The organism is Streptomyces sp. NPDC017943, assembly GCF_044328425.1.
Taxonomy (GTDB): Bacteria; Actinomycetota; Actinomycetes; order Streptomycetales; family Streptomycetaceae; genus Streptomyces; species Streptomyces djakartensis_A.
This window is the reverse complement of the sequence record NZ_JBIRHH010000002.1, coordinates 502,859-527,573: the sequence shown is the minus strand read 5'-3', so window position 1 is coordinate 527,573 and position 24,715 is coordinate 502,859. Positions and strand designations below refer to the sequence as shown.

Sequence of the window (24,715 nt, the reverse complement as noted above, 5' to 3'; positions counted from 1 at the left end):
AGGCACCGGACGTGCCGGACGCCGTCACGGTCCGACGACGTTCAGCGACAGCCACAGCGCCGCGACGGCCGGCACCAGCGCGGCCGGCACCGCGAGCAGCCCCAGCCGGGTGAACTCCCCGAGGCCGATCCGGTGCCCCTGCTGCTGGGCGATCCGCCGCCACAGCAGCGTCGCGAGGGATCCGGCGTAGGTCAGGTTGGGGCCGATGTTGACCCCGATCAGCACGGCCAGCACCATCCCGGGGCCCGCCCCGGCGGTCAGCGGCAGCAGGACCAGCACGGCCGGCAGGTTGTTGATGAGGTTGGCCAGCACCGCGGCCAGCACGGCCACGGCCAGCAACGCCGGCAGGCCCGTCCCGCCGGGCAGGACCCGTTGCAGCGCGTCGGCGAGCCCGTGGTCGACGACCGCCCGGACCACGACGCCGAGTGCCAGCACGAACGCAAGGAACACCGGGGCCGCCGAGCGCACCACGGTCAGGGGGGTGGCCTTCCGCCGTACGAGCGAGCGCCCGGCCAGCACCAGGGCACCGGCCAGGGCGGCCCACGCCGGGGAGATCCCGGCGGCCGAAGCGACGACGAACCCTGCGAGGGTGCAGCCCACCGTGACGAGCGCGAACAGCGGTAGCGGCTCCTCGGGCCCGGCCGGGCCGGCGGAGGGCGGGGGCGCCGCCAGCTCCCGGTCGAAGAAGCGGCGGAACACCAGGTACTCGGCCGCGATCGCCACCAGCCACGGCAGTGCCATGAGGGCCGCGAAGCGGGTGAAGGTCAGGCCGCTCGCCGCGAAGGCCAGCAGATTGGTCAGGTTGGAGACCGGCAGCAGCAGGGAGGCGGTGTTCGACAGGTGGGCGCAGGCGTACAGGTGCGGGCGGGCCTCGACGCCCATCCGGGTCGCCGTGGCGAGCACCACCGGGGTGAGCAGGACCACCGTGGCGTCCAGGCTGAGCACGGCCGTGATCAGGGAGGCCAGGACGAAGACGGCGGCCAGCAGCCGGACGGGCCGGCCTTGCGCCCGGCGGGCCATCCACGCCCCGCACGCCGTGAACAGTCCCTCGACGTCGCAGAAGTGGGCGAGCACCAGCACGGCCGCGAGGAAGCCCACCACGGGTCCGAGCCGCTGGATCTCCTCCCAGGCGTGGTCCGGGGAGATCAGGCCCACTGCGACGGCGAGCGCGGCGGCCGGCACCGCCAGCACGGCCTCGGGCAGCCCGCGGGGCCGGGCGACGGCCCAGACGAGCACGGCGACCAGCAGCGTCACGGACAGGACTGCGGCGAGCGGGGTGTTCAGGGCGGGGTCCTCCGGGACGAGATCGCGACGTGCCCGCCCATGAAACCAGGCGACGGTAAGAACTCCGCGAGAGCCCTGCCCAGGACCCCGTACGGCTCCCGGCCAGGTGCCGCCGTGGCTGCCCCGGGCGCCCCGACCGCCCGCGCCCCGACCGCCCGCGCTCCGCTGGTCCGGCCGCGACCGTCCGGTCGTCCGCCGGTCCACACCGCCCCGCCGCCCGGCTCGCCCGGCGGCGGGCGGCCGGTCAGAGTTCCTCGACCAGCGCCAGCTCCGCCCAGATCGTCTTGCCCTCGGCGGTGTGCCTGCTGCCCCAGCGCTGGGTGAGCTGGGCGACCAGCAGCAGACCGCGGCCGCCCTCGTCCCAGGTCTTGGCCCGGCGCAGGTGCGGCGCCGTGTGGTTGGTGTCGGACACCTCGCAGATCAGCGTCGCGGCGTCGTGGATCAGCCGGAGCCGTATGGGCGGGGCGCCGTAGCGAATGGCGTTGGTGACCAGTTCGCTCACCACCAGCTCCGCGGTGAACGTGGCCTCGACCAGCCCCCAGCGTTCGAGCTGGTCCACGACCTGCTTGCGGATGGGCGCGACCAGCGACGGGTCGGCCGGGATGTCCCACGTCGCCACCTGGGAGGACGGCAGACCGCGGGTGCGGGCCAGCAGCAGGGCCACGTCGTCGGCCGAGCCGCCCGGCGGGAGCAGGGAGCGCAGGACCCGGTCGCACGTCTCGTCGAGGGAGCCGGAGGGGACCGAGAGGGCCTCCAGCACCATCTGCGCGCTCGTGTCGACGTCCCGCTCGCGGCTGGCCAGCAGCCCGTCCGTGTGGAAGACCAGGACACTGCCCTCGCGCAGCTCCACGTCGACGCTCTCGAACGGCAGCCCTCCGACGCCGAGCGGCGGTCCCGAGGGCAGGTCGAGCCGGAGGGGCGGCCCGTCGGGCGGGGCCAGCAGCGGCAGCGGATGCCCGGCGCGGGCCAGCGAGCAGCGCCGGGACACCGGGTCGTACACCGCGTACAGGCAGGTCGCGCCGACCTCGCCGGTGCCCGCGTCGCCGCCCGACTCCTGCGACAGCCGCACCACCAGGTCGTCGAGGTGGGTGAGCAGTTCGTCCGGGGCCAGGTCGATGTCGGCGAGGGTGCGTACGGCGGTGCGCAGCCTGCCCATGGTGGCCGAGGCCTGGATGCCGTGGCCGACGACGTCCCCGACGACCATGGCGACCCGCATCCCGGACAGCGGGATGACGTCGAACCAGTCGCCGCCCACGCCGGAGCGGGTGGCCGGCAGATAGCGGGAGGCGGCTTCGACGGCGGCCGTGCGCGGCAGCGTCCGCGGGAGCAGGCTCCGCTGAAGGGTGAGGGTCGTCTCGCGCTCCCGCGAGTAGCGCCGCGCGTTGTCGATGCAGACGGCGGCCCGGGCGGTGACCTCCTCGGCCAGCAGCACGTCGTCGTCCGTGAAGGGCTCGGGGCGCCGGAAGCGGGTGAACACGGCGACGCCGAGGGTCGTGCCGCGGGCCTGGAGCGGGACGGACATCGTGGAGTGGATGCCGGCCTCGCGGATCCGCCGGAACCGGGCCGGGTCCCAGGCCAGCCACCGCTCCAGGTCGTCCTCCGAGCCCGAGGCGACGACGGTGCGGCCCGCCGACAGGGACGCGGCCTGTGGGGAGGTCTCCGGGTAGCGGTCCGTCCGCCCCGGCTCGGCGACGGCCTCGGGACTGCCCGGGTTCACCGACCGGTGGGCCGCCCGGCGCAGGGTCACGGGCGGCACCGGCGGGCCGGCGGACTCCTCGCCGTGCTCCTGCGGGTCCAGCAGGTCGACGCTGACGAAGTCGGCGAGGGCCGGGACGCACACGTCCGCCAGCTCCTGGGCGGTGCGCGTCACGTCGAGGGTGCTGCCGATGCGCACGCTCGCCTCGTTGACGAGCTGGAGCCGCTCGCGGGAGCGGTACTGGTCGGAGAAGTCGTGGGCGGTCACGCAGACGCCCCGCACCCGGCCGGCGGCGTCGGTCAGCGGCGCCATCCGGGCCAGCCACGCGTGCGGCCCGCGGGTCTCGCCCCCGGCCTTCATGTACGTCTGCATGTCCTGCCGCCGGCCGGTGCTCAGCACCTGGCGCAGCCGCTCCTCCAGCTCCCGGTTCTGCGGGCGGCTGCCGATGTCGGTGGGCCGCAGGCCGAGCAGCCGCTCCGCGGGCAGGCCGACGAGGTCCGCCATGGCGTCGTTGACCCCGCGCAGCCGCAGCTCCTCGTCGTAGATCATCGTCGCGCAGGGGGACTGGCGCAGCGCCCCGCGCACCAGCGGGTCGTCGTCCGGCAGCCCGTGCCGCGGGCCCCGCGGCGGGGCCACGGCCAGCCAGTCGGTCGTCTCCGGGCCGTCGGGCGGTCTGCGGTGGGCGAGCACCCACACCGGCACCGCGCGCCCGTCGCGATGGCGCAGGGCGAGGGTGCCGCTCCAGCGGTGGCCGTCCTCGACCCGCGGCGGTTCGGCGCCGTCGGCCAGGAGCTCGGTCGCGGGGCGTCCCACCACTTCCTCGGCGGTGTGGCCCAGCAGGCGCCGGGCGCCCTCGCTCCACTCGGTGAGCGTGCCGTCGACGGCGATGACGGCGCGGGCGGTCACCCCGTCGTCGAACGGATCGTCCGGGCTCATCGTCGCCACTCCATACGGACACTCTCAGTGAACGGAAGCGCCACCAGAGTCCCAGACTAGTGCGTGGGCGCCCGGTGTGAACCGGTAACCCCGGGGCCGCCCGGCCCGCCCGGCCGCACGGCACGGCAGCCACGCGGTGACAGCCGGTTCCGCCCCGACCGTTGACGGGGCGTCACTTCGGCACGACCATGGCGGGCGTCCGCACCCTGGGAGCGCTCCCATAGGAGCGCCGCCCGCCCCTGCGCCGAGGAGTCCAGACGTGCACCGACGCAGAACCGCCCTGCTGTCCCTGACAGCCCTGCTCGCGACGGCGCTCACCGCGCTGCCCGCCGCGCCGGCCGGGGCCGAGGAGACCGAGCAGGTCAGGAACGGCACCTTCGACACCTCCACGGAAGCCTGGTGGACGACCGCGAACGTCACGGCGGCGCCGTCCGACGGCCGGCTGTGCGCCGACGTGCCCGGCGGCACCACCAACCGCTGGGACGCCGCCGTCGGGCAGAACGACATCACCCTGGTGAAGGGGGAGTCCTACCGCTTCTCCTTCAGCGCCACCGGGACACCCGCCGGACACGTCGTCCGCGCGATCGTGGGCCTGTCCGTCGAGCCGTACGACACCTACCACGAGGTCACACCGCAGCTCAGCGTCTCCGGCGACACCTACTCCTACACCTTCACCTCGCCCGTCGACACCGCCCGGGGCCAGGTCGGCTTCCAGCTCGGCGGCAGCGCGGACCCCTGGCGCTTCTGCATGGACGACGTCTCCCTGCTGGGCGGTGTCGCGCCGGAGCCCTACGAGCCCGACACCGGTCCCCGGGTCCGCGTCAACCAGGTCGGCTACCTGCCCGCCGGACCCAAGAACGCCACCCTCGTCACCGACGCCACGACGAAACTGCCCTGGGAGCTGAGGAACGCGCGCGGCACGGTGGTCGCCCGGGGCACGACCGTCCCGCGCGGCGTGGACGCCTCCTCCGGGCAGAACGTCCACTCGATCGACTTCGGCGCGTACCGCGCGAAGGGCACGGGCTTCACCCTGACCGCCGACGGCGAGACCAGCCGCCCCTTCGACCTCGACGCGCGGGTCTACGACCGGCTCCGGCTGGACGCGGCGAAGTACTACTACACCCAGCGCAGCGGCACCCCGATCCGCGACGACCTGCGCCCCGGCTACGGCCGCCCGGCGGGCCACGTGGGCGCGGCCCCCAACAAGGGCGACACCGAGGTGCCCTGCCGGCCGGGCGTCTGCGACTACACGCTGGACGTGAGCGGCGGCTGGTACGACGCCGGCGACCACGGCAAGTACGTCGTCAACGGCGGCATCTCCACCTGGGAGCTGCTCAGCACCTACGAGCGCGCCCTGCACGCCCGCACCGGCCGGACCGGCCCGCTCGGCGACGGCTCCCTCGCCCTCCCCGAGAGCGGCAACAAGGTGCCCGACCTCCTCGACGAGGCCCGCTGGGAACTGGAGTTCCTGCTGAGGATGCAGGTGCCCCCGGGCGAGCCGCTGGCCGGCATGGCCCACCACAAGGTGCACGACGAGCAGTGGACCGGACTGCCGCTGATGCCCCACGACGACCCCCAGAAGCGTGAGCTGCACCCGCCGTCCACGGCCGCGACCCTGAACCTGGCCGCCACGGCCGCCCAGGCCGCCCGGCTCTACCGCCCCTGGGACAAGGCGTTCGCCGGCCGGGCCCTGGCCGCGGCCCGCACGGCCTGGACCGCCGCGCTCGCCCACCCCGACCTCCTCGCCTCCGAGAGCGACGGCGTCGGCGGCGGCGCCTACCCCGACCGCGAGGTGGCCGACGACTTCTACTGGGCGGCGGCCGAGCTCTACCTCACCACGGGGGAGCGGCAGTTCGAGGAGTACGTGCTGACCTCCCCGGTCCACACCGCCGACCTGTTCCAGCCCCTCGGATTCGACTGGGCCCGCACCGGCGCGGCCGGCCGGCTCGACCTCGCCACCGTGCCGAACGCGCTGCCCGGCCGGGACAAGGTCCGCCGGTCCGTGATCAAGGGCGCCGACCGCTACCTCGCGACCCTGAAGGACCACCCCTACGGCATCCCGTACGCGCCGGACGGCAACGTCTACGACTGGGGCTCCAGCCACCAGATCCTGAACAACGCCGTCGTCCTCGCCACCGCCTACGACCTCACCGGCGCCTCCGGGTACCGCGCCGGGGCGTTGCAGAGCCTGGACTACGTCCTGGGCCGCAACGCCCTGAACATCTCCTACGTCACCGGCTACGGCGAGGTCAGCGCGCAGAACCAGCACAGCCGCTGGTACGCCCGGCAGCTCGATCCGGACCTGCCGAACCCGCCCCCGGGCACCCTCGCCGGCGGACCGAACTCGCACATCCAAGACCCCTACGCGCAGAGCAAGCTGCAAGGCTGCGTCGGGCAGTTCTGCTACATCGACGACATCCAGTCCTGGTCGACCAACGAACACACCATCAACTGGAACGCCGCCCTGGCCCGCATGGCCTCCTTCGCGGCCGACCAGGGCCGCCACCTCGGGTGACGGCGCGCGCGTGCCGGAGGGCGGGGCCGACGACAGGCCGCCCCCGGCACGCGCGCGTAGCCTGGGAACATGCCAGCGGTGCGGGTCGACGGCATCGGGGTCGCGTACGACAGGGTGGGCCACGGCCCGCCCCTCGTGCTCGCGCACGGCGCCACGAGCGACGCGCGGTTGTTCCGGCCGCAGATGGAGGACCTCGCCGACGAGTTCACCGTCGTGGCTTGGGACGAGCCGGGCGCCGGCCGTTCCTCCGACGTGCCGGCCGTCTTCCCGCTCGCCGGCTACGCCCGCTGCCTGGCGGCCGTCATCGAGGACGTGGGTCTCGGCCCGGCCCACGTGCTGGGCCTCGCCTGGGGCGGGACGGTGGTCCTGGAGCTCTACCGGCTCCACCCCTCCCTGGTCCGCACGCTCGTGCTCGCCGACACCTATGCCGGCTGGAAGGGCTCGCTGAGCGCGGCGGAGGTGCGCTCGCGGATCCGCGGCGCGGAGCGGACGCTCGCCGTACCGGACGAGGCGTTCGCCCCCAGCCTGCCGGGGCTGTTCGCCGAGGCGCCGCCCGCGGGCGTGGTGCGTCTGCTGTCGGTGATGTCGGCGCAGACGCGCCGCCGCAGCATGCGCGCGGAACTCGCCGCCATGGCCGACGCCGACCTGAGCGGTCTGCTCCCACGGATCGGTGTCCCGACCCTGCTGCTGTGGGGCGAGCTGGACGCGCGCTCGCCCGTGGAGCCCGTCGCCCGCAGCTTCCTCGACGCCGTGCCGCAGGCCACGCTCGTGGTGCTCCCCGGCGCGGGGCACCTCAGCAACCTCGAGGCGCCCGAGGCGTTCAACCGGACGGTCCGCGAGTTCTGCCGCACCCGTTCGTGACGGGCGCTGCGTCGCCCGGCCGGATGTGACCCGCGTCGCCCTACCGCCCCGGTGTCCCGGCAGGAGGTACCCCTGCCCGACCGCCCTGACCTGGGGCTATTTACGCGCCAGTACCCGAGCGGTACCGTGAACGCATGCCAGCTCTCAACGTCGAGTTCAGCGACCGTGAACTTGAGGACCTGCGGCAGATCGCCAAGGAGCGCGGTACGTCCATGAAGGCCCTGGTGCGCGAGGCGGCCGCCGCCGACATCGCCCGGCACCGGGCTCTGCAGGAGGGCGCGGAGGCCTTCCGGCGGTTCTTCGCCACCCATGCCGACGAGTTCGCCGCCGCGTTCCCCGAGGACGAACCGCCCGGCAGGGGCGAGGGGCGGGCCGCCTGACCGATGGCATCCGTCCTCCACATCGACGTGCCCTGGCTGCTGCAGCGCCACGAGGAGGTCCTGCCGGACCAGCCCACCGTCAACGACTTCTCCGCCCTGGTCGCCGCCGTCGCCCGGCACCGCGTCGACCCGCCGCGCCTCGGCGTCGACTCCGACCCGGCGTGGCGGGCCGCCGCCCTGCTGCACACCCTCGCCGTGCTGCGTCCGCTGCCCTCGGCCAACGCCCGCTTCGCCTGCGCGACGGCCGTGGCGTACATGTTCGTCAGCGGGGTCGGCATCGACCCGCCCTACGGTGCCCTGGTCGACCTCGCCCGCGACCTGATGTCCGGCACCGCCGACGTCTACGGCGCCGCGGACCGGCTGCGCTCCTGGCAGATCTGAGACGCGGCGCCCTTGGCCCCCTCGGGTGCCTTTCCCGCCGAGCACCGGGAAATGTCGAAAGCAGGTGCGAGGTACGTGCGGCTGTTCCCTTCTTTCTGACTTTCTGTCAATGGCGCATATGTGGCCCGCGCGCCTTGTTGCTCCTGCGGGGGTTGTGCAAGAGTGCACCACGCGTGCGGGGGGAATGGCCAGGAGTCGCACGCGCATAGTCGACCGGGTCCGAATCGCCGCCGGCGAATTCGCACCTCCCGCGCCGCGCCAAAAAGGGACGCACCCATCGGGCCTCCTTTTCGGCGACAGGACTTCTGTGTGTCGCACGCGTGGGAAGGAACCATCTCAGTGCCCACCCCCCACCCCCCTCGTCCTGCGTACCCCCCGCCCGGCGGGGGCCCGGGGGACTCCGACGAGAGTCTCGCCGCGCCGCTGCGAGGCAGTCCGGAGGGCGGGGTCGCCGCCCATTCCGTCGCCCTGCTGATGGCGCGGCACTGGCAGCCGGCGCACGAGTACGCCGTCATCTGCCTCGCCTCCTCGGCGAAAGTCGCCTCCATGGTCACGGGGACGGCGTTCCACCGGACCCTCAACCGTCTCGCGTTCGGGGAGTCCGCCGTCGCGCTGCGCCCGGCCCTTCTGGTCACCGTGCGCGACACGATCCGCGAGTGGTCGGGCGACGATCGCATATCCGCCGTACTGCCCGCCCTGCAGAAACCCGCGGGCGGACGCGGACTTCGCGCCGCGACGTCCATGACACCGGAGAACCGCGTCCTCGCGGAGCGGGCATTCCAGGCCCTTCCCGCCGCCGCGCGCTGTCTGCTGTGGCACGCGGAGGTCGAGGCCGATCCTCTGCACGTCCCGGCCGGACTGCTGGGCATGGACACCGAGGTCGCGTCGGCCGCCCTCGACCAGGCGCGTGACACGTTCCGCGCAGGCTGCGTGCGCGCCCACCGCGAACTCGCCCCGACGCAGGACTGCCGCTTCCACAACCGTCTCCTCGACGTGCCGATCCGCCGGGGCGGGGCCCTGCTGCCCGACGTCCAGGACCATCTCGGCGAGTGCCGCCACTGCCGCAACGCCGCGGAGCAACTCAGCCACTTCGACGGGCCCCTGGGTCCCTTGATCGCCGAAGCGGTGCTGGGCTGGGGTGCCCGCCGCTACCTCGACTCCCGCCCCGGGCGGGCGTCGCACGGGGCCCGGGGCACCCGCGCGGGCCGACGCGGTGGGCGGCGGGGCGGCGGACGGCACGGGCTGCTGTCCCGGTTCCCGGTGCCCGTCCGCCGGGTGGCGGTGGCGCTGCCGTCGTCGCGGACGCTGCTCTCCGGGCTGGGCGCGGTGTCGGCCGGGGTGCTGGCCACCGTGCTCATCGCCGGCCTCAACCCCTACGACGGCGGCGGGGCCGACCCGGCGGGCTCCGGCAGCACCGGCGACAACGGTGCCACCTCCGCCGCGCCCCCCGGCACGGCCGGCCTGCCCGCGGCGCTGGACGTGGCACGCCTGCGCAACACCGGGGCCGATCTGTGCCTCGACGTCCGCGGCCTGCCCAAGGAGGGCTCGGGCACCGAACTGGCGGCGTGCTCGTCGGTGTGGACCCAGCAGTGGACGGTCGAGGACGACGGGCTGCTGCGCAGCGTCGCCGACCCGGGGCTGTGCCTGGACTCGCACAAGGACGCCGGTGTGGTCGTCCTCGGCACCTGCGCCGACGAGGGTGCCGAGCGGGGCGACGACGTGCGCTACGACCTCACCGTGCAGGGGGAGTTGCTGCCCCGCTGGGACGAGCAGCTCGCCCTGGCCCCGGCCGGCGACAAGCCCGGCGCGGACCTCGTGGTCAAGGTCCGCGACCGCACCGACGCCCAGCGCTGGCAGGCCGAGCCGCTGCCGACGACGGCCGGGTCCCTGTCCATCGAGGAGCAGGACGGGTCGTCGTCCCGGCAGGTGGCCGTGCCGGGCGGCCGGACGTCCTGAGGCGCCGCCCGCGGCCCTCTCCTTCCTCCCCTCAGGCCGGGTCCTCCGCGAGGTCGGCGCGGCCGACCGTGTGCGGCGTGGCGTGGCCCGACAGGGCGAGCGTGAGGTCGAGTTCGGCGAGCAGGCAGCGGATCACGTGCTCCACGCCCGCCCGGCCGTCCAGTCCCAGGCCGTACACGTACGGGCGGCCCAGCAGCACGGCCCGGGCGCCCAGGGCGAGGGCCTTGAAGACGTCGTCGCCGGTGCGGACGCCGCTGTCGAACAGCACGGTGAGCCGGTCGCCGACGGCATCGGCGACCCGCTCCAGGGCGTCGGCCGCGGCGACCGAGCCCGCCACCTGCCGTCCGCCGTGGTTGGAGACGACCACGCCGTCCATGCCGGCGTCGGCGGCCCGCCGGGCGTCGTCCGGGTGCAGCACGCCCTTCAGCACGATCGGGCCGTCCCAGTTCTCCCGCAGGAACGCCAGATCGGGCCAGGTCTTGGCCGGGTCGGAGAACATGCCGACGAAGTGCATCACCGCCGCGTTCGGGTCCTCGTGCACCGGCTTGGCCAGCCCCGCGCGGAAGGCCGGATCGGAGAAGTGGTTGGCCGTGCCGACGCCGTGCAGGAACGGCAGGTACGCCTGGTCCAGGTCGCGGGGCCGCCAGGACAGCAGCGGGGTGTCCAGGGTGACGACCAGCACGCTGAACCCGCAGGCCCTCGCACGGCCGAGGAAGCTGCGGGCCACCTCCGGATCCTTCGGCCAGTACAGCTGGAACCACCGCTCGGCATCGCCCATCGCCTCGGCGACCTGCTCCATGGGGGTGCTGGACGCCGAGGACAGGATGTACGGCACACCCTGCGCGGCGGCGGCCAGGGCCGCAGCGGTCTCCGCCTCCGGGTGCATGATCGACAGGACGCCGACCGGGGCCAGCGCCAGCGGGGCGGGCAGGGCCCGGCCGAGCACCTGCACCGACAGGTCCCGCTCGTGCACGTCCCGCAGCATGCGCGGCACGATCCGGCGGCGCTCCAGGGCGGCCCGGTTCGCCCGGGCCGTGCTGCCGTCGCCCGCCGAGCCCGCCACGTAACCGACCGGACCGGGCCCGAGCCGCTGCTCGGTCAGCTCCTCCAGGCGCGTCAGGTCCGTGGGCAGCCGTGGCACGGCGCCCGTCATGCCGTTCAGGTAGATCTCGTACTGGAAGTCCGCCCAGTGCTTGCCCACGCCACGCCCCGCCTTCTCGTCGTCTCCTCGTCGAGACCGCCGGGCCGAGGATACCGAGCGGTATGCGGCCGGACGATCGGCGGTGATCATCGATGCCGTCCGATGGCGGTTACGCGTCGGGAGCATGAACGCAAGCGGTTGCAAAGTGGCCACGAGAGAGCGGAATCGGAATGTTTCCGGCCTATTGAGGAGCGCAGGCAAATCAGCCATCTGGCCGCTTCGGGCCACCGGAGACCGCGCAGTTACGGGCTTCGCACGTGCAGATTCCGTAACTTCACGCCACTGCTTCAATACGCAATGTTACTGAAACCCGTGGGGTCGATGTGTGTTTCGGCGGCGGACTCGGCAGACTCGCGCTCGCCGCTCCGGGCACCATCCGAGCACGGGTCGGCACACATCGTCATCGAGCGGAAGGATGCACACAATGCGGACCCCCGCGCGCTGGGCCATGACTGTCGGACTGACGGCCACCGCCGTCTGCGGACCCCTCTCCGAGGCCGCGCTCGCCGACCCGGGTCAGGCCCCCACCGCGCTCTACGCCCCCTCGGCCCTGGTCCTCACGGTCGGCCACGGACAGAGCGCGATCGCCACCACCCCGGAACGCGCGGTCACCCTGACCTGTGCCCCGAGGCCCTCGGGCACCCACCCGGCCGCCGGCCCCGCCTGTGCGGAACTGCAGGGCGTGAGCGGCGACTTCGACGCCCTGACCGCGAAGGAGGGCGTCATGTGCACCAAGCAGTACGACCCCGTCGTCGTCACCGTCGACGGAGTCTGGCAGGGCAAGCGCGTCTCGTACGAGCGCACGTTCTCCAACGACTGCATGAAGAACGCCCTGGGAACGGGCGTCTTCTCCTTCTAGGGGACCCCATGGACCGGGATCGTGTGTTCCCCGTGAAGCGCAGCGGACCGTGGCTGGGGAGCCGGGCCGCTGTCACGGGAGCCGCGATCTCGTACAAGGAGGCCGGCGGGCGGAGTGGGGCCGCCCGCCGGCTTCCGGACTCTTCTGGGGCCGGTGCGTCAGGCCCGGTCGCGGTGGCTCGTGTCGCACCACGGGTAGCGGCGGCTGCGGCGGCAGGTGCACAGGGCGACCCGGAAGCGGTCCGAGGACACGACGGTGCCGTCCTCCAGTTCCACCTCCACCGGGCCTTCCACGAGCAGCGGCCCCTTGCGCTGGATCGAGACCCGGCGCGGGGCCTCGGAGCGGTCAGACGGGGAGTTCGGCACGGACCACCACCAGCTCTTCGTCGTTCTCCGCGTCGGACAGCAGACCGCGCTCGCGCAGCCAGCGCTCCCGGCCCCGCAGCACGGGGCCGAAGGCGATCCGCTGCCGGCGGGTCACCGCGGCCTTCAGCCCGGCCGCACGCAGTTGCACGACCGTGAGGTCCGGGTCGGCGAGCGCCGACTGCACCAGCAGCAGCACCCCGCCCGGCCGCAGCAGTGCGGGCACCTCCCGGCAGATCCGGTCCACGACCAGCCGCCCGTCGCCGCCCGCGTCCCAGGCCCGGGCCGCGCCCCGCGGGGCGTGATGGCCGTTCGGCGCCGGCACGTAGGGCGGATTGGCCAGGACGAGGTCGAAGGTCTGTCCGCGCACGGGGTCGAAGAGGTTCCCGTGGCGGATGCGGACGGTGAGGCCGGCCAGCCTGGCGTTCAGCCGGGCCGCCCAGACGGCGCTCCAGGACACGTCGACGGCGGTCACACGGCCGCCCCGGCGTGCGGCCTCCAGGGCCAGGGCACCGGACCCGGTGCCCACGTCGAGGACTTCCGCCCCCTGGGGGAGCGGCTCGTCGGACAGGGCACCGGCCAGCAGCTCGGTGTCCTCCTGCGGGGCGTAGACGCCCGGGGGTACCAGTGCAATCACGGGCGCCGAGTACCCCGGTGCTCAGGAGATATGAGTCACTTCCCGGGCCAGCGGTTCCCGCAGTGACGACCGGGAGTCGCGCCAGTCCGCCAGCAGGCGGGCGCCGAAGCGTTCCTCGACGAACTCGGTGGCGTCGATGCCGAAGGCGATGTCCGCGGCCAGGTACGGCTCCTGCTCCAGCAGCCCGCCGATCACGTCGTGCCGCACGATCTGCTCGTGGACGGCGTCGGCCTCCACGTGCTCGTCGTAGAAGTGCTCGGCGGCCGGTCCGGCGCCCGCCCGGCGCATGGCCTCGGCCAGCCGCCGCGAGCCGGGGGAGGAGGTGATCTCCACCGCGGCGAAGTGGCCCACGAGGGCGCCCCGCAGGCTGCGGTGCAGGCCGAACAGGGACATCATGTTCACCGTGACCAGGGCCTCGGCCGAGGCGGCACCGAGGTAGCGGCCGTACGTGGTGTCCAGGCCGAGGTCCGTCATCAGGTCCGCGAACAGGCGGGCGTGCACGCGCTCCGCCCGGCCGCCGCCCCACTCGTCGAACTCGACCGCGGCCATCGCCGCCTTCGCCCGGCCCCACAGCCGCGGCAGCACCCAGGCGTGCGGGTCGGCCTCCTTCAGGTGGTACAGGGAGCGCTGGGCCGCGTACTCACGCAGGTGCCACAGTTCGCCTTCGTCCCGCAGGAAGTGGCTGACGCCCTTGCCGTCGACGGGCTCGACCAGGAGGGGGGCCAGCGCATCGTCCACGGTGTCGTGCACCTGGGCGTCGGAGCGCAGCGCGGACAGGAACCGGTGCTCCATCGCCGCGCGGACGCGCAGCAGGTCCGGGTCCCACTCGCGCTCGGGCGGCACGGCCCCGAACCCGCGGTAGTGCAGCTCGTAGCACAGGTAGAGGGCGAGCTGGAGGTCGTCGCCGTACACCTCGGCGCGGGCGACCTCCTCCGGCCGGGGCAGTTGGCCGGCGCCCCGCAGATATGCCTCGACACCCCTGCTCAGCGGGCCGCGCGGGGTGGGCAGTCGTGGTCCTTCGTGCTCCATGGCCCCCGGGTACCCGCCCAGCGCCCAAGGTCACCCGCGGCAGGAGCAGCCGTCACTCCCGGCCAGGATGTGCCGCTCGCTCGTCCTGCCCGCGGACGCGCCCGGGCCCGGGTCGGTCCGGAGGGTGTGTCCGGCCGGCCCGGGCCCGGGTCCGTGGTCCCGCTCAGTCGCCCTCGGACTCCTCCTGGGCGCGGGCGTTCGGGGTGATGGCCTCCCCGGCCTCGCCCCGGTGGCGCCGCTGCCGGGCGTCGTCGTGCGTGCGCGTCCCGGCGTCCTCGATCTCGCTCATGACCTCGTCGAATGCCGTCTCGGGCTTCTCGTCCGAGCTGTCGCCGTGCTTGTCGTGGGACACGGGTTCTCCTTTCTGCGTTCTTCTCCGTCGTTCACTGCGAGGCGGTGGCGATGCGCAGCGGCACCGCCTCGGCGGGAGCCGGTACCTCCTCCTGCCGGGCCACCTCGGCCCACCAGGACGGTCCGTCCTCGATGTGCCGCAGCAGCACGCCCTCGCGGATCGCCCAGGGGCACACCGTCACGGACCTGATGCCGCTCAGCTTCATCGCCGTGTGCCCGACGACCGCGCCGGCCAGACTCTGGGCGGCCCGCGGCGCGGAGATGCCGGGCAGGGAGGCCCGCTCGGCGGCGGGCAGGGCAGCCAGCCGGCCGATGGCCTCGCGCAGCCGCGCGCGGCTCACCTCCCGCTCCACGAACGGGCCCCGGCGGCCGGGGGCCGCGCCGCACAACCGTCCGAGCTGCTGGAAGGTGCGGGAGGTGGCGACCGCGGTGCGCGGACCCTCCCAGCGGATCCGGGCCGCCACGTCCCGCAGCTCGTGGCGGACCTTGCGGCGCAACCGGCGCACCTGCTCGGGCGACGGCGGGTCCTCGTCCTCGAAGAAGTCGTGGGTGAGCCGCCGCGCGCCCAGGGGCAGGGACGCCACGAAGTCGGGCAGCCGGCCGCGCCCGAAGGCGACCTCCAGGGTGCCGCCACCGATGTCGAGCAGGGCGAGCGGCCCGGACCGCCAGCCCATCCACCGCCGCGCGCCGAGGAACGTCAGCTCGGCCTCGACCTCGCCGGGCAGCGTGCACAGGTCGACGCCGGTCCGGGACCGCACGGCGTGCAGCACCTCCTGCCGGTTCGGCGCGTTGCGCACCACGGCGGTCGCGAACGCCGGCGGCCCGCCCGCGCCCCACCGGGCGGCGGTCCGGCCGGCCTCGGCGACCGCGTCGACCAGCGACTCCACGGCCTGTTCCGGGATGGCACCCCCGGGCGGGACCTGCTCGGACAGCCTCAGCCGCCACTTGGCGGTGTGCACGGGCAGCGGGACTCCGCCCACCGCGTCCGCGACCACGAGTCTGACCGTGTTCGATCCCACGTCCACCACGCTGATCCGCATGGCCGGTGGGTACCCACTTACCGGGCGTACCAACAGGGTCACCCTCCCGACTGTCCTTACATTCCTTGACTGGCATATAACGCGCGAGGCATAGTCGGTGTCATGTCCGACGCCGCCCTCTGGACCGCGCTCGCCGATCCGCACCGGCGGGCCATCGTCGCGCTGCTCCTGGAGGGGCCCCGGCCCGTCGGGGAGATCGCCGAGCGGTGCGGACTGAGCCAGCCCAGCGCCTCCAAGCATCTGAAGGTGCTGCGCGACGCCGGCCTGGTCCGGGTGCGGCAGGACGCGCAGCGCCGGGTCCACGCGCTGGACCCGGCCCCCATCGCCGCGCTCGACGCCTGGCTCGCCCCTTACCGCACGCTCTGGAACGAGAGCCTCGACGCGCTGGGCCGCCGCCTCGACCAGGCGGACCGGCCGCCCGGGCCGCCCCCACCGAAGGACTGATCCACCATGACCGCCGACGTGACCGGTACCTATCTGACCCTGGACGACGGGCGCCCCGCCGTCCGCTTCACCCGCACCTACGACCACCCCGTCGAGCGCGTCTGGGCGTTCGTCACCGACCCGGACGAGCTGGAGCGCTGGTTCCCCTCCCGAGCCGAGATCGAGCTGCGTCCCGGCGGCGCCGTGACCTTCAGCGGCGATCCGCACCTGGCGGACTCCACGGGCCGGGTGATCGCCGTCGACCCGCCCCGGCACCTGTCGTTCGAGTGGAGCGGGGACGAGGTGCATTTCGACCTGGAGGCGACCGACGACGGGCGCACCCGCTTCACCCTCACGAACGTGCTCGCGGCCGCGGACACCGCCGCCCGCAACGGCGCGGGCTGGGAGCTCTGCCTGGCCGCACTGGACGCCCGGGCCCGCGGCGCGGACAACCCCGGGCCCCACGCCGGGGCCGAGGCACCGTGGAAGGGGCTCTACGAGGCGTACGTCGCCGCCGGGCTCCCGTCCGGGGCCCCGGTCCCCGGGCAGGAGTGAACGTCACGCCATCTGGCGCCGCACCAGCTCGTGCAGCCGGCCACCGGTCTCCGCGAGCAACTGGGCGGGCGGGCCCTGCTGGACGACCTTGCCGTCCTCCATCACCACCACCCGGTCGGCGTCCAGCACGGTGGACAGGCGGTGCGCGATGACGACGCGCGTGGCGTTGAGGGCTTTGGTGCTCTCGATGACGGTGCGCTGCGTCTCGTTGTCGAGGGCGCTGGTCGCCTCGTCGAAGAACAGGATGCGCGGCCGGCGGATCAGCGCCTGGGCGATCATCAGCCGCTGGCGCTGGCCGCCGGAGACCGCCCCGCTGCCGGAGACGATCGTGTGCAGGCCCATCGGCATCCGCCTGATGTCCTCGGCCAGGCCCGCCATCTCGGCCGCCGCCATCGCCTCCTCCGGCGTGTACGGCTCGGTGCCGCAGATGACGTCCAGGATCGAGCCGGTGAACGGCTGCGCGTGCTGCAGCACCACACCGCACTGGCGGCGCACCGCCGACTGATCCAGAGCCGCCAGGTCCTGACCGTCGTACAGCACACTGCCGGACACCGGGCGGTCGAAACCGATCAGCAGGCGAAGCAGGGTCGACTTGCCGCAGCCACTCGGGCCGACGATCGCGACGAACTCGCCCGGCCGCGCCTCGAACGACACCTCGTCCAGCACCAGCGGACCGTCGTCCGTGTACCGGAAGGACACCCGCCGGGCCTCGATCGCGCCGGTCAGCGGGCCCGGCCGGGTGCTCGCCGCGCGCACCTCGGGCGTGGCGTCCAGCACCGGCCTGATCTCCTCGAACAGCGGCAGCGCGGCCACCGCCGAGACGAACGCACCCGTCAGCTGGGTCACCGAGGTCAGCAGCATCGTCACCGAGGTGCTGAACGTCAGGAACGCCGCCGCCGACATCGAGCCGCGGGCCGGACCGGCCAGCAGCATGAACATCAGCAGGGTGCACAGCGGCAGGTACACCGCGCCCAGCACCGAGGTGACGTTCTTGATCCGGCCCACCTTCTGCTGGAGCTCCCGGCTGCGCGCGAACTGGGACGCCCACGCGGCGTAGGCGTAGTTCTCCGCCGCCGCCACCCGCAGCTTGGGCAGGCCCCGCAGGGTCTGGAACGCCTGGTTGTTCAGCTTGTTGGACAGCACCACCAGCCGCCGCTGCCAGCGCACCTGCCACAGCCCCAGCCCCAGGAACACGGCGGCGATGACGACGAGCACGCCGATCGCGGCCATCGCCATGGGCACGCTGAACCAGAGCAGCAGCCCCAGGTTCATCGCCCCGACCGTCACGGACTGGGCGACGGTCGGCCCGACGCCCGCCAGCAGCCTGCGGATGGCGCTGATGCCCATGGCCGCACTGGCCAGTTCGCCCGTGGAGCGTTCGGTGAAGAACGTCGTCGGCAGCCTCAGCAACCGGTCCCAGACGGCCGGTTGGAGCGTGGCCTCGATCCGGCCCTCCAGCCGCAGGATGGTCAGGTTCTGCAGCAGCATGAAGGCGGCGGCGACCACACTGCTCAGCATCACCGCCAGACACACCTGCACGATCAGCCCGGTCTGCGCCCTCGGCACGAACTCGCCGAGCACCTTGCCCGTGGCGATGGGCACCAGCGCCCCGATCGCCACCGTGACCAGGCCGCTGAGCAGCAGGGCCGTCAGATCGCCGCGCATGCCCCGCACGCAGAACCGCAGCAGCCCCAGCGGCCCCAGTCCGCGCTCGGGCAGCGGACGGTAGAACATCACCGCCCGCGGCTCGAACTCGTCGGCGTTGGCCTTCTCGACCGGCGTCTCACGGCCCGTCGACGGATGCACCGCGACATAGCCGCCGCGCCTCCACAGCAGTGTCACCGGCGCACCCGACAGGGCCCGCCGGCCGACCAGCGGACCCACGTCGTCCCGCCACCAGCGGCCGTCCAGCCGTACCGCCCGGGTGCGGACGCGGGAGGCCAGGGCGACCTGCTCCACCGGGTCGAGGCGGTCCCCGCCCGTGCCCTTCTGGGCGGGCTCGGCGAGGGGGATGCCCGCCGCCCGGCCGACCAGCCTGCACGCCGCGTACGTCGCGTCGGCGTCCGCGGCGGTGGCCGTCCGGGCGGAGCGCCCGCCGATGGAGGCGAGCAGGGTCCGGTCGGCCTCGGCGCGCACCGCCTCACCGGCCTTGATGCCTTCGGCCGTGCGGTTCTCGTGAGTGCGCTCCAGTTGCTCGATCCAGCGGTCGAGCGTGGTCAGCAGCCGGTACTGCTGGTCCACCATGGACTGCCACAACGCGGGGTCCATCAGCAGGTCCGCCGCCGCCTCGGCGCCGTACAGGGAGCCGTACTGCACGCTGCCCGGCGGGACCTGCATCCAGAACACGTCGTCGTCGGTGGGCGCGGCGGCCCGCTCCGTGGCCATCGGAGCCTGGAAGAGGATCGACAGGCTGCGGCCCACCCCGAGGGCCAGCGCGTACTCCAGCGGACTCGTCGTCGGCGGCACGTACTGCGGGGTGCCGTACTCGTCGTACGACCAGGTCGCGGTGTTCGCCGGCTGGTACAGCTCGCGCAGGCCGATGCGGTGCACCACGCAGTCCCGCAGGGGCCGGGCCACCAGCGTGTGCTGCGGGCCCGCCACCGGCCCGAGCACCAGCGACCCGGCCTCCAGCCGTCCGAGGTGGTGCCAGTGGCCCTGCTGCCCGGCGTCGACCGCGAACAGGTCCAGCGCGCCGGACGCGACCAGCCACAGCACCTGCGGGCCCTCGAGGTCCAGGCGGGTGGACCCGGCGCAGTCGACGCGCGAGCCCAGCTGCCCGAACGCGCCCAGCACCAGGTCACCGTGGTGCCCTTCGTGCACCGCCGTCATCTCACCGCTCCCTGACCAGTGCCGCGTAGGCGCCGCCGCGCGCCACCAGGTCCTCGTGCCGTCCCCGCTCCACGACCGTGCCGTGCTCCAGGACGACGATCTCGTCGCTGTCGCGCACGGTGCTCAGCCGGTGCGCGATCACCACGCAGGCGCAGCCGCGCCGGCGCAGGTTGTCCATCACGACCAGCTCGGTCTCCGCGTCCAGTGCGCTCGTCACCTCGTCGAGCACCAGGATGCTCGGGCGGCGTACCAGCGCCCGCGCGATCTCCAGGCGCTGGCGCTGCCCGCCGGAGAAGTTCCGCCCGTCCTGCTCGACCCTGCTGTGGATGCCGCCCGGGCGGCGCGCGACCACGTCGTACAGGGCGGCGTCGCGCAGCGCGTCCTCCACCGCCTCGTCGGGCACGGACGGGTCCCACAGCGCCACGTTGTCCCGGACCGTGCCCTCGAACAGGAACACGTCCTGGTCGACGAAGGACACGGACGCGGCCAGCGCCCCGCGCGGGATGTCCTCGATGCGCTGCCCGTCGATGCGGATCACGCCCTCCCACGGCGCGTACAGACCGGAGATCAGCCGGGACACCGTGGACTTGCCGCTGCCGGACCCGCCGACCAGCGCCACCTGTCGCCCCGGGCCGACGCTCAGGTCGAAGCCGCTCAGCAGGGGCTTGTCGAGCGGGCTGTAGCCGAAGGCGATGTTCTCCAGCTCCACATGGCCCTGCAACCGCCGCGTCGACTCGCCCGCGCCGGGCCGCCCGTAGAGCGGGTCCGCCCGGAAGTTCTCCACGTCCTTCAGCCGGGCCACGTCGGCGGCGAAGTCCTGGATGCGGCCCGCCACGCCGTTCAGCCGGGTCAGCGGCGCCGTGAACCGCGTGACCAGCGCCTGGAAGGCGACCAGCAGACCGACGGAGATGTGGCCCTCGACGGCGCGCATGCCGCCGATCCACAGGACCAGCGCGCTGTTGACGGTGGCGAGCGTCGGCGCGACCACGCCCAGCCAGGCGCTCGGCACGCCGAGCCGCTGCTGCTCCTCGAGCGTGGTGGCGTGCTGCCCGGCCCACTTGCGGAAGTAGCCGTCCTCGCCGCCGGTGGCCTTCATCGTCTCGATGAGCTGGAGCCCGGTGTAGGCGGTGTTGGTGAGCCGGGCCGTGTCGGCGCGCAGCTTCGCGGTACGGGTGGCGCGCAGCCGTACGACGACCCGCATGGCGACGATGTTCAGCAGGGCCACGCCGATGCCGACGAAGGTCAGCTGCGGGTCGTAGGTGTAGAGCAGGACCGCGTACAGCACGACGACGATGGCGTCGACGCCCGCCGCCGCCAGGTCGCGGGACAGGGTCTCGGCCACGGCGTCGTTGGACTGCAGCCGCTGCACCAGGTCGGCCGGGCTGCGCTGGGAGAAGAACGTCACCGGCAGCCGCAGCAGATGGCGCAGGAAGCGGGCGCTGGAGAGCGTGGAGGAGATGATCCGGCCGTGCAGCAGGTTGGCCTGCTGCAACCAGGTCAGCACCACGGTCAGCAGCACGCACGCCGCCATCGACGTGAACAGCACCCCCAGCAGCGAGGTCCTGCCGCCGATCAGGAACTCGTCGATGTAGGTGCGGCTGAGCGCGGGCACGGCGGCGCCGACCGCCACCAGCAGCAGACTCGCCAGCACGGCGGCCGGCAGGGTGCCCGCGGTCCCGCGCAGCCGGGCCGGCATCGCGCCCAGGACCCCGGGCCTGCGCCCGCCCCGGGTGAAGTCCTCGCCGGGCTCCATCACCAGCACGACGCCGGTGAAGCTCCCGTCGAAGTCCTCCATGGGGACGAAACGGCGGCCCTTGCCGGGGTCGTTGATGTACACGCCGCGGCGGCCGAAGCGCCGGCCCATGCCGTCGTAGACGACGTAGTGGTTGAACTCCCAGAACAGCACGGCCGGCGCGGTCACCTCGGCGAGGGCGGCCAGGTCCATCTGCATGCCCTTGGCGGTCAGGCCGTAAGAACGGGCGGCCTTGAGCAGGTTGCTGGCGCGCGAGCCGTCGCGGGAGACACCGCAGGCGATGCGCAGTTCCTCCAGCGGCACGTACTTGCCGTAGTGGCCGAGCACCATCGCCAGCGAGGCGGCGCCGCACTCGACGGCCTCCATCTGGAGCACGGTCGGGGTGCGGACGGTCCTCGCCGCGGCCTTCGGCACCTTGCGCGCGGACGGCGCGGCGCGGCGCCCGCCGCCCTTCCTGCGCTGCGCGGTCGCGCTCACGGCAGCAGCCAGTCGACGGGACGCCGGTCGGTCAGCCGGATCGAGGCGGAGGCCTGCGTCATGGACTCCAGCCGGAAGGGGGGTCCGTCCGCGGAGGACCACCGGTAGCCGCTCCTCGTGGCGGACGACCTGTCCAGCGTCACCGTCACGGCCACCGGCCTGCCCTTCTCGCTGAGCTGCTCGCCGAGCCGGCTGTCACCGAGGAACGCGGCGATCTGCTGCGGGGACTGCGCGGAGCGGTCCACCGACGTCACGTGGCCGCGCAGCACGCCGTACTCCTGGGTCGGCACCGACTGCACGGTGAGGTCGACGGCCGCGCCGTCGGGGATGGACGCGGCGTCCTGGGCGGGGACGTACACGGTCGCGCGCAGCGCGTCCGAGGCGCGCGCGACCTTCTCCACGGCGGCCACGTCCGCTCCGGTCCGGATGATCTGCCCGGCGGTCGCGGCGAGCGCCGAGACCCGCCCGGCGTCGAGGGTGCGCACCACGGCCTCCCCTTGTGCGGTACGGACCTTGAGCACGGGGGAGCGGGCGGGCAGCCGCCGGCCCTGCTCGGTGAGCACCTCGGTGACCTGTCCCGTGACGGGGCTCTGCAGGACGTAGCTGCCCTGCCCGTGCGTGAGCACGGCGGGCGCGGAGACGGTGGAGGCCACCGAACCGGTCAGCGCCCACACCGAGGCGGCGGCCATCACGACCAGCGTCACGGACAGCACGAGCCAGCCCTGCGGGCGGGCGAAGCGCACCGGCAGGTCGAGTTCCTCCGGCGACTGGAGCTTGGCGAGGGCCTGTTGGCGGAACTGCAAGGGAACTTCCCTCACCCGTAGAAGAGGTACTGACGGCCGTGACGGGGACGGTCACGGCAGCCGAAGATCCCGGAACCGCCGGCTGCGGCTCCGGGAGTCGGCACTGGGGCTCGATCAGAGACCGGCGACCAGGTTGGTGACCGGGGCCGTGTTCAGGCCGGTGACGCCCTCGACGGTGCCGACGGCCGTGTCGAGGAGGCCGGCCACCGGGGCGATGCCGTTCACCGTGTCGGTGACGGTGTTCACGGCGTTCACGGACAGACCGCCGGAAACGGCGTCGAGCTCGGCGTCGGCGATCTCGACGGTCTCGACCTGGGGGGTGGAGTTCATGATGGAACTTCCCTTCGTATGGATAACTCATCAAGGGGGGAGCGGCCCCCTCTGGGGACAGACGACGGCCGCGACCACGAGTGCCGGGCGCACGTTTCCGGACGCCCTCCGCGGCCCCCGCGGTGCGATGGATCAAAGCACGCCGCAGGCGCGGGCTTCCAATCAATCAACCGTCTCACCAGGCAACTTGTGTGCCGGAGGCTCCCGACCGTGCAGATCCGCGCACGGGTCGGCGGCGACTTCTTCACATGCCCCACGGCATCGGCGCATCCCGGCCCTTGTGCCGTCCGGCGGCGAATCCGGCACTCCCGCCCCAAAGGCGTGAGCGACCCATCACGCCTGTGGACAACCCGGCGCACGGTGACCGGGTTGAGCAGCCGATGTGCAGATTCGCGGAAGCCGGGATTCAACTTCGTGTTCACGACCCAGCGTTGCCCGGCGGACACGGACCGTCGTGCATCCCGGCGGAACGGCGGCGCGGTCCGCTGAAAGGCCGTCACGACGGAAGCCGGCCGATTCCGTGAGCCGGGGGAAGCACTTGCAATCGGGATTGAACGCCCCGCGCGGCCGCTGCGTACCAACAGCCATCCAGGCGCCCCCCAAGACGCTGCCGGACGGCGGCACCGCTCCGTCCCTCAGGAGGAGAGAAGTTTGAGTCACAAGCGAATCCCCAAGCGCAAGGCCGCGATAGCGGCGGGCAGCGTGGTGGCGCTCGGCGCGGCAGCGATCCTGCTCCCCAACGCCAATGCCTCGCAGGACGGTTCGTCCGGCGACGCGGCGGCCGCGCCCAGGACCTTGAAGGCGGGCGACGCCTCGGAACTCGCCGCGCAGCTGTCCGGTCTCCTCGGAGAGGCGTTCGGCGGCTCCTACTACGACGGCGACAGCAAGCAGCTCGTCGTCAACGTCGTACCGGGCGACAACAACAAGGTGATCGTGCAGGCCAAGGCGGCCGGCGCGCAGGTCCGCGAGGTGGACAACAGCTGGTCCGAGCTCCAGGACGGGGCGTCGACGCTCAAGTCCGAGGCGACCATCGCGGGCACCTCGTGGTCGATCGACCCGCGCACCAACAAGCTCCTGGTGACCGCCGACAGCACGGTGACCGGTGCCAAGTGGAACCGGCTGGAGTCCACCGTGCGCGGCCTCGGCTCCGGCATGGCGACCCTGAAGAAGTCCTCCGGCACCTTCAAGCCGTTCGTCTCCGGCGGCGACGCCATCTTCGCCGGCGGCTCGCGCTGCTCCCTGGGCTTCAACGTCACCGCGGGCGACGGCTCCCCGGCCTTCCTGACGGCCGGTCACTGCACCCTCGGCGGCAACGAGTGGTCCGACACGCAGGGCGGCGCACCGATCGCCACGGTCGACCAGTCGACCTTCCCGGGCAACGGCGACTTCGCACTCGTGAAGTACAACGACCCCGCGACCCAGGCGCCCAGTGAGGTCGACGCGGGGAACCAGACCGTCCAGATCAGCGGGGCCGCCGAGGCGACCGTGGGCCAGCAGGTGTTCCGGATGGGCAGCACCACCGGGCTCAACGACGGCCAGGTGCTCGGTCTCGACGCCACGGTGAACTACCCCGAGGGCACCGTCACCGGGCTCATCCAGACCGACGTGTGCGCCGAGCCCGGCGACAGCGGCGGCTCGCTGTTCACCCAGGACGGCCTCGCCATCGGCCTGACCTCCGGCGGCAGCGGCGACTGCACGTCGGGCGGCGAGACGTTCTTCCAGCCGGTGACCACCGCCCTGGAGGCGGTCGGCGCGACCCTCGGCGCGGGCGGCGGTGCCGGCGCGGGCGGCGAAGCGGGCGCCGGGGACGAGGCCGGTGCCGGTCAGGAAGCCGGAGCGGGCGAGGAGGCCGGTGCCGGGAACGGCGCCGGTGCCGGTCAGGAAGCGGGCGCGGGTCAGGAGGCCGGCGCGGGTCAGGACGCGGGTGCCGGTGAGCAGGCCGGTGCGGGCGCCGGTGAGCAGGCCGGCGGCGGCGAGGCCGGTGCGGGTGCCGGTCAGGACGCGGGCCGGGAGACCGGAGACCACTCCGAGCCGACCGGGTCCCGGTAACCGGCGGC

General features: G+C 73.7%; 21 protein-coding genes. 9 read left to right on the top strand and 12 right to left on the bottom strand.

The features are described 5' to 3' along the window. Nucleotides 1-24 precede the first annotated feature (24 nt). Entirely contained in the window at nucleotides 25-1,254 is a 1,230-nt protein-coding gene (locus tag ACH4C6_RS07240) for an SLC13 family permease (protein ID WP_398107520.1), read from the bottom strand. A 274-nt stretch (nucleotides 1,255-1,528) separates the two neighbouring features. After that, entirely contained in the window at nucleotides 1,529-3,916 is a 2,388-nt protein-coding gene (locus ACH4C6_RS07235) for a SpoIIE family protein phosphatase (RefSeq protein ID WP_398107519.1), read from the bottom strand. 259 nt (nucleotides 3,917-4,175) lie between these two features. Here ACH4C6_RS07235 and ACH4C6_RS07230 point away from each other — a divergent pair, with 259 nt between their 5' ends. From ACH4C6_RS07230 to ACH4C6_RS07210, 5 genes are all read left to right on the top strand, one after another. Continuing rightward, entirely contained in the window at nucleotides 4,176-6,431 is a 2,256-nt protein-coding gene (locus tag ACH4C6_RS07230; protein ID WP_398107518.1) for a glycoside hydrolase family 9 protein, read from the top strand. Between the two features lie 69 nt (nucleotides 6,432-6,500). Beyond that, on the top strand, nucleotides 6,501-7,292 hold the full coding sequence (locus tag ACH4C6_RS07225; RefSeq protein ID WP_398107517.1) for an alpha/beta fold hydrolase: 792 nt from the start codon (nucleotides 6,501-6,503) through the stop codon (nucleotides 7,290-7,292). A 134-nt stretch (nucleotides 7,293-7,426) separates the two neighbouring features. Continuing rightward, the gene (locus ACH4C6_RS07220; RefSeq protein ID WP_333933272.1) at nucleotides 7,427-7,672 is read left to right on the top strand and encodes a hypothetical protein; all 246 of its coding nucleotides are present in this window, start codon (nucleotides 7,427-7,429) and stop codon (nucleotides 7,670-7,672) included. A gap of 3 nt (nucleotides 7,673-7,675) precedes the next feature. Beyond that, nucleotides 7,676-8,053 (top strand): toxin Doc, encoded by a 378-nt coding sequence (locus tag ACH4C6_RS07215; RefSeq protein WP_398107516.1) that lies wholly within the window; start codon nucleotides 7,676-7,678, stop codon nucleotides 8,051-8,053. A gap of 339 nt (nucleotides 8,054-8,392) precedes the next feature. Beyond that, nucleotides 8,393-10,009, top strand: a complete 1,617-nt coding sequence (locus tag ACH4C6_RS07210; protein ID WP_398107515.1) for an RICIN domain-containing protein — start codon at nucleotides 8,393-8,395, stop codon at nucleotides 10,007-10,009. 31 nt (nucleotides 10,010-10,040) lie between these two features. Here the strand turns inward: ACH4C6_RS07210 and ACH4C6_RS07205 are convergent, their stop codons facing one another. Further along, nucleotides 10,041-11,210 (bottom strand): lactate 2-monooxygenase, encoded by a 1,170-nt coding sequence (locus ACH4C6_RS07205; RefSeq protein WP_398107514.1) that lies wholly within the window; start codon nucleotides 11,208-11,210, stop codon nucleotides 10,041-10,043. A gap of 424 nt (nucleotides 11,211-11,634) precedes the next feature. Between ACH4C6_RS07205 and ACH4C6_RS07200 the strand changes: the two genes are divergently transcribed. Then, entirely contained in the window at nucleotides 11,635-12,069 is a 435-nt protein-coding gene (locus ACH4C6_RS07200) for a protease inhibitor (RefSeq protein WP_398107513.1), read from the top strand. A 158-nt stretch (nucleotides 12,070-12,227) separates the two neighbouring features. Here the strand turns inward: ACH4C6_RS07200 and ACH4C6_RS07195 are convergent, their stop codons facing one another. From ACH4C6_RS07195 to ACH4C6_RS07175, 5 genes are all read right to left on the bottom strand, one after another. After that, the gene (locus ACH4C6_RS07195; protein ID WP_398107512.1) at nucleotides 12,228-12,434 is read right to left on the bottom strand and encodes a CDGSH iron-sulfur domain-containing protein; all 207 of its coding nucleotides are present in this window, start codon (nucleotides 12,432-12,434) and stop codon (nucleotides 12,228-12,230) included. Continuing rightward, nucleotides 12,415-13,068, bottom strand: coding sequence for a HemK2/MTQ2 family protein methyltransferase (locus ACH4C6_RS07190; RefSeq protein WP_398107511.1), 654 nt, complete (start codon nucleotides 13,066-13,068; stop codon nucleotides 12,415-12,417). Before ACH4C6_RS07190 ends, ACH4C6_RS07195 begins: the two co-directional genes overlap by 20 nt. A 21-nt stretch (nucleotides 13,069-13,089) precedes the next feature. After that, nucleotides 13,090-14,097, bottom strand: coding sequence for an iron-containing redox enzyme family protein (locus ACH4C6_RS07185; protein WP_398107510.1), 1,008 nt, complete (start codon nucleotides 14,095-14,097; stop codon nucleotides 13,090-13,092). 163 nt (nucleotides 14,098-14,260) lie between these two features. Continuing rightward, a complete protein-coding gene (locus tag ACH4C6_RS07180) occupies nucleotides 14,261-14,449 on the bottom strand; it encodes a hypothetical protein (protein WP_398107509.1) in 189 nt (62 codons plus the stop codon). Nucleotides 14,450-14,480: 31 nt separating this feature from the next. Next, nucleotides 14,481-15,488, bottom strand: coding sequence for a Ppx/GppA family phosphatase (locus tag ACH4C6_RS07175; RefSeq protein WP_398107508.1), 1,008 nt, complete (start codon nucleotides 15,486-15,488; stop codon nucleotides 14,481-14,483). A 102-nt stretch (nucleotides 15,489-15,590) separates the two neighbouring features. Between ACH4C6_RS07175 and ACH4C6_RS07170 the strand changes: the two genes are divergently transcribed. Further along, on the top strand, nucleotides 15,591-15,932 hold the full coding sequence (locus tag ACH4C6_RS07170) for an ArsR/SmtB family transcription factor (protein ID WP_398107507.1): 342 nt from the start codon (nucleotides 15,591-15,593) through the stop codon (nucleotides 15,930-15,932). A 6-nt stretch (nucleotides 15,933-15,938) separates the two neighbouring features. Next, nucleotides 15,939-16,466: an SRPBCC family protein gene (locus ACH4C6_RS07165; RefSeq protein WP_398107506.1), complete on the top strand. Its 528-nt coding sequence runs from the start codon at nucleotides 15,939-15,941 to the stop codon at nucleotides 16,464-16,466. Nucleotides 16,467-16,469: 3 nt separating this feature from the next. Here the strand turns inward: ACH4C6_RS07165 and ACH4C6_RS07160 are convergent, their stop codons facing one another. The 4 genes from ACH4C6_RS07160 to ACH4C6_RS07145 form a co-directional block, all read right to left on the bottom strand. After that, nucleotides 16,470-19,295 (bottom strand): NHLP bacteriocin export ABC transporter permease/ATPase subunit, encoded by a 2,826-nt coding sequence (locus ACH4C6_RS07160; protein ID WP_398107505.1) that lies wholly within the window; start codon nucleotides 19,293-19,295, stop codon nucleotides 16,470-16,472. A gap of 1 nt (nucleotide 19,296) precedes the next feature. Next, a complete protein-coding gene (locus ACH4C6_RS07155; protein ID WP_398107504.1) occupies nucleotides 19,297-21,525 on the bottom strand; it encodes an NHLP family bacteriocin export ABC transporter peptidase/permease/ATPase subunit in 2,229 nt (742 codons plus the stop codon). Then, nucleotides 21,522-22,328 carry an HlyD family efflux transporter periplasmic adaptor subunit gene (locus tag ACH4C6_RS07150; protein ID WP_398107503.1) on the bottom strand — a complete coding sequence of 269 codons (807 nt, stop codon included), beginning with the start codon at nucleotides 22,326-22,328 and terminating at the stop codon, nucleotides 21,522-21,524. The genes ACH4C6_RS07155 and ACH4C6_RS07150 overlap by 4 nt, the downstream gene beginning before the upstream one ends. A 114-nt stretch (nucleotides 22,329-22,442) precedes the next feature. Next, nucleotides 22,443-22,658, bottom strand: coding sequence for a type A2 lantipeptide (locus ACH4C6_RS07145; RefSeq protein ID WP_398107502.1), 216 nt, complete (start codon nucleotides 22,656-22,658; stop codon nucleotides 22,443-22,445). Between the two features lie 651 nt (nucleotides 22,659-23,309). Between ACH4C6_RS07145 and ACH4C6_RS07140 the strand changes: the two genes are divergently transcribed. Continuing rightward, nucleotides 23,310-24,707, top strand: coding sequence for a S1 family peptidase (locus ACH4C6_RS07140; RefSeq protein WP_398107501.1), 1,398 nt, complete (start codon nucleotides 23,310-23,312; stop codon nucleotides 24,705-24,707). The last annotated feature ends 8 nt before the right edge of the window (nucleotides 24,708-24,715 follow it).

Excerpts from the sequence above, each read along its gene's own strand:
- ACH4C6_RS07235 (WP_398107519.1), bottom strand. The coding sequence starts at position 3,916 with ATGAGCCCGGACGATCCGTTCGACGACGGGGTGACCGCCCGCGCCGTC.
- ACH4C6_RS07225 (WP_398107517.1), top strand. The coding sequence starts at position 6,501 with ATGCCAGCGGTGCGGGTCGACGGCATCGGGGTCGCGTACGACAGGGTG.
- ACH4C6_RS07220 (WP_333933272.1), top strand. The coding sequence starts at position 7,427 with ATGCCAGCTCTCAACGTCGAGTTCAGCGACCGTGAACTTGAGGACCTG.
- ACH4C6_RS07215 (WP_398107516.1), top strand. The coding sequence starts at position 7,676 with ATGGCATCCGTCCTCCACATCGACGTGCCCTGGCTGCTGCAGCGCCAC.
- ACH4C6_RS07200 (WP_398107513.1), top strand. The coding sequence starts at position 11,635 with ATGCGGACCCCCGCGCGCTGGGCCATGACTGTCGGACTGACGGCCACC.
- ACH4C6_RS07185 (WP_398107510.1), bottom strand. The coding sequence starts at position 14,097 with ATGGAGCACGAAGGACCACGACTGCCCACCCCGCGCGGCCCGCTGAGC.
- ACH4C6_RS07175 (WP_398107508.1), bottom strand. The coding sequence starts at position 15,488 with ATGCGGATCAGCGTGGTGGACGTGGGATCGAACACGGTCAGACTCGTG.
- ACH4C6_RS07170 (WP_398107507.1), top strand. The coding sequence starts at position 15,591 with ATGTCCGACGCCGCCCTCTGGACCGCGCTCGCCGATCCGCACCGGCGG.
- ACH4C6_RS07165 (WP_398107506.1), top strand. The coding sequence starts at position 15,939 with ATGACCGCCGACGTGACCGGTACCTATCTGACCCTGGACGACGGGCGC.
- ACH4C6_RS07160 (WP_398107505.1), bottom strand. The coding sequence starts at position 19,295 with ATGACGGCGGTGCACGAAGGGCACCACGGTGACCTGGTGCTGGGCGCG.
- ACH4C6_RS07145 (WP_398107502.1), bottom strand. The coding sequence starts at position 22,658 with ATGAACTCCACCCCCCAGGTCGAGACCGTCGAGATCGCCGACGCCGAG.